6 protein-coding genes and 1 pseudogene are annotated in these 7,320 nt (G+C 54.5%); all 7 read left to right on the top strand.

All coding sequences use genetic code 11. The annotated features are described in order from the left end of the window. Positions 1-205 (top strand): hypothetical protein (locus tag CPT76_RS37490; protein WP_181152874.1); only part of this gene is annotated, 205 nt, incomplete at its 5' end. A 162-nt stretch (positions 206-367) separates the two neighbouring features. Next, positions 368-850, top strand: coding sequence for a hypothetical protein (locus CPT76_RS16040; RefSeq protein ID WP_105443582.1), 483 nt, complete (start codon positions 368-370; stop codon positions 848-850). Positions 851-938: 88 nt separating this feature from the next. Continuing rightward, complete coding sequence (locus tag CPT76_RS16035; protein ID WP_105443581.1) at positions 939-1,895, top strand: protease complex subunit PrcB family protein; 957 nt, start codon at positions 939-941, stop codon at positions 1,893-1,895. A gap of 259 nt (positions 1,896-2,154) precedes the next feature. Further along, positions 2,155-3,045, top strand: coding sequence for an ABC transporter permease (locus CPT76_RS16030; RefSeq protein ID WP_374954681.1), 891 nt, complete (start codon positions 2,155-2,157; stop codon positions 3,043-3,045). Between the two features lie 69 nt (positions 3,046-3,114). Continuing rightward, positions 3,115-3,982, top strand: a pseudogene (locus CPT76_RS16025) (carbohydrate ABC transporter permease). Between the two features lie 179 nt (positions 3,983-4,161). After that, positions 4,162-5,535, top strand: coding sequence for an extracellular solute-binding protein (locus CPT76_RS16020; RefSeq protein WP_146116256.1), 1,374 nt, complete (start codon positions 4,162-4,164; stop codon positions 5,533-5,535). Positions 5,536-5,739: 204 nt separating this feature from the next. Beyond that, the coding region (locus CPT76_RS16015) for a response regulator (protein WP_105443579.1) at positions 5,740-7,320 on the top strand (1,581 nt) is incomplete at its 3' end.

Below are 7,320 nucleotides of genomic sequence, written 5' to 3'. Positions count from 1 at the left end.
GCAGATTGCGGCCAAGCTGCCCGAAGGGTTATCCTGGATCCGCTGGGCCTTCCCTCCGGTGGCTGAAATGATCGACACCCTGATGCGGAGTGATACCGCTCTCCTTACAGGAGTATGGGGAGTAATCGGGTATACGTACCTGTATGCTTTTGCTCTGGCCGCAGCCTATTGGATATTCTCTGCATACCGTGATGCCAGAACATAGGCTGATACATTGGGCTTTTCTCAGAACATTGGAACCGTTGATTTCCTTCTACCCCCGGGTTGTGATTGGACCGTAAGCACGGTAACATGGAGATAGGTCTATCCGATCAGGAATTTTTACATAAGAGGTTGAACCTCGGCAGCAGGAGTCAGGAGGAAAAGCATGAAATCAGTCGGTCTACAAGGTATCGAGCAGCAATCGAAGGAACTGTTCGCGTATTTCGGCTTGGCCGTATACTATTCGCAGGCATTGGAGCAGCAGCTGACCAATTTGCTGATGCTGATGAAGCTGTCGAAGGGGGAGGTTCCCTCCGAAGAGGAACTGACCGAGCTGTACCGCCGCAAGCTCAGCAGTTCCCTGGGCCAGCTCGTCAACGAAATCCGGCATCACTTTCCTTTTACGGAAGAAGAGACACTTCTATTAAAAGAGGTATGGAAGCAGCGGAATTATATCGTTCACGATTATTTCAAGGAACGGATCAAGGAGACGTTCACGCCGGACGGGCGCGCACGGATGATCCGCGAGCTGACCGCTTTTCGGGATCAAGCACAGGAGCTCGAGCAGAAGCTCCAGGGGTATACGAATGAATTATACGTCAAGCTGGGGCTGGAGAATGATCAGCCGGGAGTTTCCAATCCGCACTGACTCGTCAAAAAATAGGCATTCCGGCCTACGGGCATATTGAAACATTTGCGGGAGGTTCCCCGTCTGAGAGGCTGAGGAGGTGATTTGGATGAAAATCACAAAGAAATGGGCTGCGTTCATGGTGGCGGCAGGCTGTCTGGTGTCGGCGTCTTCCGCCTATGCATTCTCGGATCTGCCGAATAAGCAGCAGGAAGGTATCGCCGAAGCGCTGCAAACGCAAGGGGTCATTCACGGGATTTCAGCGGACCGGTTCGGTCCAGCCGAGCCGTTGACGGCAGCCCAAAGCGTGCAGATGCTGGTGAAAGCGATGAAGCTTCAGCCGGATGCAGGTGCAGCGAACGCCGGGACGCTGGCGGTTCCATCCACAGCCTGGTATGCTCAAGCAGCCGAAACGGCGCTGGATCACGGGCTTGTGGCATCGACCATCGGCAGCTGGAACGACAAGGTCACGAAGGAAGAGTTCGCGCAGATGCTCTACAAAGCCGTCACCGCTACCGGCGACTACCCGCTGATCAAAATGTACGTCACGGTCCAGGATGAGAACGACATGGCTTCCGGATCGCGGGAAGCCGTCCAGTTTCTGCTCCTTACCCACATAGCCGAGCTAGATGCGCAGCAGAAGTTCCATCCAAGGGACAACATCACCCGGATGGAGGCGGCGGAGATGGTCTATCACGCCATGAATTTCGTTGCTTCGCATCAGCCGGTAAATCAGCCGGAGAACGATGACCAGGTCGCTGTCAGTGTAGAGAAGGTGAACGACCAGGTGAACCGGATCGTCCTTACCAAAGAGGACATGCCGAATCCGGGATACGGCCTCAAGATCGACCGGATCGAATTCGTCTCGGAAGGGAAGGCGATCGCCTATTACACCGTCACGAAACCCGCCCCCGGCATGATGTATCCGCAGGTCATTTCCACAGCCAAGGCTTCCTTTTACATGGACAGCAAAATTCAGGTCAGCGTCAAGCAAACCGGAGGCGGCCTCGGTACGGGCATTTCCCTAAAGGGATCGCTCGAAGAGATGCCTTCCGTTACCCAATAAACAATGAATCGTATCGTCCGCACATCGCGGTGATACTGGATCCCCCTGCTTTCCGGATACCGGAGACAGGGGGATTTTTTTGCGGCTGGAACAAGAATAGAAATATTCCGGTTAAAAGTATCATTTTTCGTTGACGAGGCAAATAGTATCGCGGCACCCATCCCGTTTACAATGTTGGCAAGGGGGGAAGAGGATGTCGCAGCTTGCGAACAGCGTGCCCATCGCCGAGAGGAGGAAAAAGCGGGGATTGGCTTACCGGATGCTCAGGCAGTGGGATATTCAGCTGATGGTCATACCGGCGCTCATTTTGATTTTTATTTTTTCATACATACCGATGTACGGCGTACTGATGGCTTTTCAGGACTATAACATTTTTAACGGGTTTTGGAACAGTCCGTGGGTGGGATTCAAGCATTTCAGCATGTTTTTTCATGCACCGGAGTTTTGGACGATTCTGCGCAATACGATCATCATCAGCCTGCTGAAGTTTGGTATCGGGTTTCCCGCGCCGATCATTCTGGCCTTGATGCTGAACGAAGTCAGGCAAATGTTCTTCAAAAGGATGGTTCAGACGATCAGTTACCTCCCGCACTTTCTATCCTGGGTGATCGTAGCCGGGTTTGCCATGTCGATCCTGTCCACGGATAACGGCAGCCTGAACATCCTGCTGCAGAAGCTGCATTTGATTAAGGAGCCGATCGGCTTTTTGGGACGGGCGGAGTATTTCTGGGGCATTATCGTCTCGACCAGCGTTTGGAAGGAGATCGGATTCAATTCGATCGTGTATCTGGCGGCGATCGCAGGAATCAACCCCAGCCTGTATGAGGCGGCGTCGATCGACGGAGCGGGAAGGGTCAAGCAGGTATTCATGATCACGATCCCTTCCATTATGCCAGTGGTCGTTATCTTTATGATCCTGGCGATTGGCAATCTGCTGAGCGCCGGCTTTGAAGACATTCTCCTGCTCGGGGCAAATCCGGTGCTGCGGGATGTGGCCAGCGTCATCGATACTTATGTGTACCGGGTGGGCATCACGAACCAGCGCTACTCGTACGCCACGGCGGTGGGCTTGTTCAAGGCTGTGATCAGCGTCGGCCTGCTGACCTTTGCCAACTACTTTGCCCGCAGGTCGGGAAACAGCTTGTGGTAAGCGCGGAGACACCGCAGGAAACAGGGAGGCTGCAGTATTGTGAAATATACAAGTACCGGTGACCGGATCATGATGGTCTTCATTTATTTGCTGCTAATTTTACTGGGATTCAGCACATTCTACCCGTTCTGGAACGGACTGGTCATTTCGCTGAACAACGGCATGGATACGGCACTCGGCGGGATCACGTTCTGGCCGCGGGTATGGTCGCTGGAAAATTACCGGGTCGTCTTTCAGGATGACCGGATTGCCAACGCGTTTTTGATCAGCGTGCTCCGGACGGTCGTCGGCACCATTCTGTCGGTGCTGTGCACCGCCATCTTCGCCTACGGCATGACGAAGAAGGAGCTGATCGGCCGCAAGTTTTACATGCTGATGTGCGTCGTGACGATGTATTTCGGCGGCGGGCTCATTCCGACGTTTCTCGTCGTCCGCGGTCTGGGCTTGATGAATTCGTTCTGGGTGTTTATCATCCCGGGTCTGATCAGCGTATGGAACATGATCATCTTCCGGACGTTTTTCATGGGGGCTTCCCGGAGGCCTGGAGGAATCGGCCAAAATCGACGGCTGCGGCAACTGGGCTACTTTTTTCCGGATCATCCTGCCGCTGTCGGGACCGGTCATCGCCACGCTCGGGCTGTTCACCGCGGTCGCTCATTGGAATGAGTGGTTTCTGCCCAGCATTTACATCACCAACGAGAAGCTGCTGCCGATCCAATCCATGCTTCAGCAGATACTGAGCACGAATATTATGACAGAGCAGATGTCCAAGCTGGACTCGGCTGCCCAGAGCAGGCTCGAAACGATGAAAAGCGTGACGACCAAGTCGCTTTCAATGGCGACGATGATGGTGGCGACGCTGCCGATTATCGCCGTGTACCCGTTTGTGCAGAAGTATTTCGTGAAGGGCGTTATGGTGGGATCGTTGAAGGAGTAGGGTTTGGAGCGATTGCTGCTTTGAACATAAATTTGACAATAGGGAAAAGGGGTTATCACGCATGAAAAGTTGGAGAAGATCGCTGCTCGTGGCCTTGGTGTTCCTGTGCACGACAGCCACGGCGCTGGCGGGCTGTTCTGGCGGCGGTGGGGAGAAGACGACCGACGGAGCCGCACCGAATGCAGAGAGTAAAACCGAAACGAAAGAAGGAAGCGGCAGCGCCTCGGAGCCCTTCCAGCTCGGCAGCGCGCCAGTCGACTTTACATGTGGAGCGGCTGCGTGCGGCAGGCATGCTGGTGCCTTATGACGACTATCTGGACAAATATCCGAATTTGAAAAAATGGGCCGGTGACTCGACGCTCAACATGCTCCGCTCAAGTGACGGTAAGCTGTACCAATTCCCGAACTGGTATACCTCGCAGCCTGCGGGCAATGCCGGATACCTGATGAACAGCAAAGTGTACAAAGAGCTTGGCTCGCCAAAGCTGGAGACAACTGACGATCTGTATAACTACCTGAAGAGCGTGAAGGCCAAGTATCCGAACATGGTGCCGTTCGAGCCGGATTTGGCCAAGGACGGGCAGGGGCTTGATATTTTGTACGGGGCGTTCGGGGAAGACCATCCGCCGGTGTATTTGAAAGAGAGAGCCGTGCCGGTCGACAATAAGCTGACGTCCATTTTCCAGGATCCAGTCTACCGCGAGTCCATGCAGTTTGCTTCCAAGCTGTTCCGCGAAAAGCTGATGGCCCAGGACGCATTAACCCAAACGAAAGACCAGATTCTTGAAAAAGCGTACAACGGCCGTTTTGCCATCGCAGCCGGAGCAAGCCCGACGGAATACGGCAGCAAGGGCGACGTGGAGCTCAAGAAAAAGGACCCGACCTCCGGCTACGAAATGATCTGGCCTGTGCATAAGGAAGGGCTGGACAAAAACAAGATATGGACGGGAACCTACAATCAGCTGGGCTGGAACGTGGCCGTCATTACGAAGTCCGCCAAGGATCCTGAGAAGATCTTTGCGTTCCTTGACTGGCTGACCGGAGAAGAAGGAAGCCGGGTCATCATGTGGGGACCTGAAGGAACGCTGTGGCAGGGCACGGATGAAGAAGGATATCCGGTCTTTACCGACACATACACTAACGACATCCAAAAGCGCAGCGATATTATGGATGCGACGGTGAATCTCCAGTGGAACGGCAATACCGTCTATATCGACAAGTCGAAGATGAAATTCGAGAAGACGCTCCCGCCGGAAAAACAAAATTGGGAGAGCCGCTACCAATCCGAAATCACGTGGAAAACGCAGTATAACGCCACCGCCTTCGTCAACCTGAGCCCGATGCCGGATACCGAAGAAGGTATCATTCAGCAGAGCGTGGACGAAATCTTCTCCGAATCCCGTGCCAAAGCGCTGTATGCGAAGAGCGACGACGAGGTGCTGGCGATTCTGGACCAAGCGCAGAAGGACGCATTGGCGGTCGGATACGACAAACTGCTCGAATACAAGACGCAGAAATGGCAGGAGAACCTGAAAAAAATCGGCGGTCAATAATCTAAATCTAGCATGTTCTAGTATAATGATACTAATTCTTTTAATCGCGAGGATGCCGTCCCGACCCGGGGCGGCTGCTCGCTTCTCCAGCGTCCGGGGCGTATTCAGGGTAGATGGCATGATCGCGTGGGACGGATGAACGGCTGTTTGTCTGAAGCCGGGATCTGACCATAGTATTCATTTTAATGATCAGGAGATGAGCTCATGTACAAGGTGTTGATCGTGGATGACGAGATTCTTGATCTGGAGGGTATGCGCTCTTTTATTCCTTGGGCAGAACTGGGGCTGGAAGTGACAGGCGCGGTGAACAATGGGTTTGACGCCTTGGCACTGCTGGAACGCCAGCCGGTCGATATTTTAGTAACAGACGTACATATGCCTAGCATGACAGGCCTGGAGCTGGCCAGAAAAGCACGGGAGTTCGCGGGCCGGCTTCGGGTTATTTTCGTGAGCGGTTACCAGGATTTTCACTATGTCAAAGAGGCGATTGCCCTGAATGCGTTCAGCTACGTGCTGAAGCCGATGGACGATAAGGAGCTGACCGATGCGCTGCGCACCGTCGTGCAGCAGCTTGATCAGGAGAAACGGCGGCAGCAGAACGAACAGGCTTACCGTGAAATCGCCAAAAACGACTATCTATTGAAGCTTCTCGAAGGCGCGGAAGCCGAAGAGGCTGCCGGGGTGCTGCAGGAAAGCTACGGGTTTGACCGTTTGGGATGGCCTGTGCGTGCGGCCGCCGTCGAGCTGGACGACCTCAGCTGGAAGCTCGACCCGATGCCGGAACACCGCCAGCAGGAATGGTTCAACCGATTTTACGATTCGCTGGTTCCGCTGCTCACCGAGGCCCGGATCCGGCATGTGTGCAAAACTTCGCGACGGCGGATTTTCGTGCTGATCGAGGACGGGGTGAACTTACAAGCGCTGTCGGCTCTGGCGGATCGGATTCAAGAGCTGAATCCCTTCTCCGTCACGGTGGGTGTAGGAGAAGAAGCGGTAAATCTGACCGGGCTGCGCCGTTCTTATGGTGAGGCCCTGGAGGCGCTGTCGTGCAAGCTGATCGCGGGCAAGGGCCGGGTCATCCGCCATGGGGAACTGAAATGGGACGATGCCCTCGAGCAGCCTTCCCAAACCGCTCTACCGCCGGAGCCGCTGTATACCGCTGTAGTGAACTTCGATCTCGTCACAGTCAGCGACGAAATCGACCGGCTGTTCGCCGCTGCGGCCGGGATGAGGTCGAAGCTGAAAATCCAATATTTCGTCATGCACATCCTGCTTGGGCTCGAGCATCACCTCCGGGCGATCAACGAGAGCCTTGCGAACGCCCTCCAAGAGGAAACGGGAGGCAGTCCGGATGTGATGCTGCAGCTCGAGACGATCGACGATATCCGTTCCTGGCTGCGAAAACGGCTCTTTGCCGCCGCAGAGGTTATTCAGCGCCGTAAGCAGAAGAAGAGCTCGAAGCTCGTTGACGAAATGATCCGGTACGTGAAAGAGCAGCTGCACGAAAATGTGACGCTGAAGGAGGTCGCCGACCACCTATGCTTTTCCCCAAACTATTTGGGAACGCTCTTCAAGGAAGTGATGGGCACGAATTTCAGCGAATACGTCATTCACCTGCGGATGGAGAAAGCGGGCGAGCTCCTCAGGGATCCCAGAGTGAAGGTCTACGAAGTGGCCGACCGGGTCGGGTACCGGTATATGCCCTATTTCAGCCGGCAATTTAAAGAAGTGTTCGGCATGACGCCGGGCAGTTCCGGAGAAACGTATAATGAGGCGCGCGGTAAT

The sequence above is a fragment of the Paenibacillus sp. AR247 genome (assembly GCF_002968895.1).
Classification (GTDB): Bacteria; Bacillota; Bacilli; order Paenibacillales; family Paenibacillaceae; genus Paenibacillus_AQ; species Paenibacillus_AQ favisporus.
This window is presented reverse-complemented; position numbering and strand designations above follow the sequence as displayed.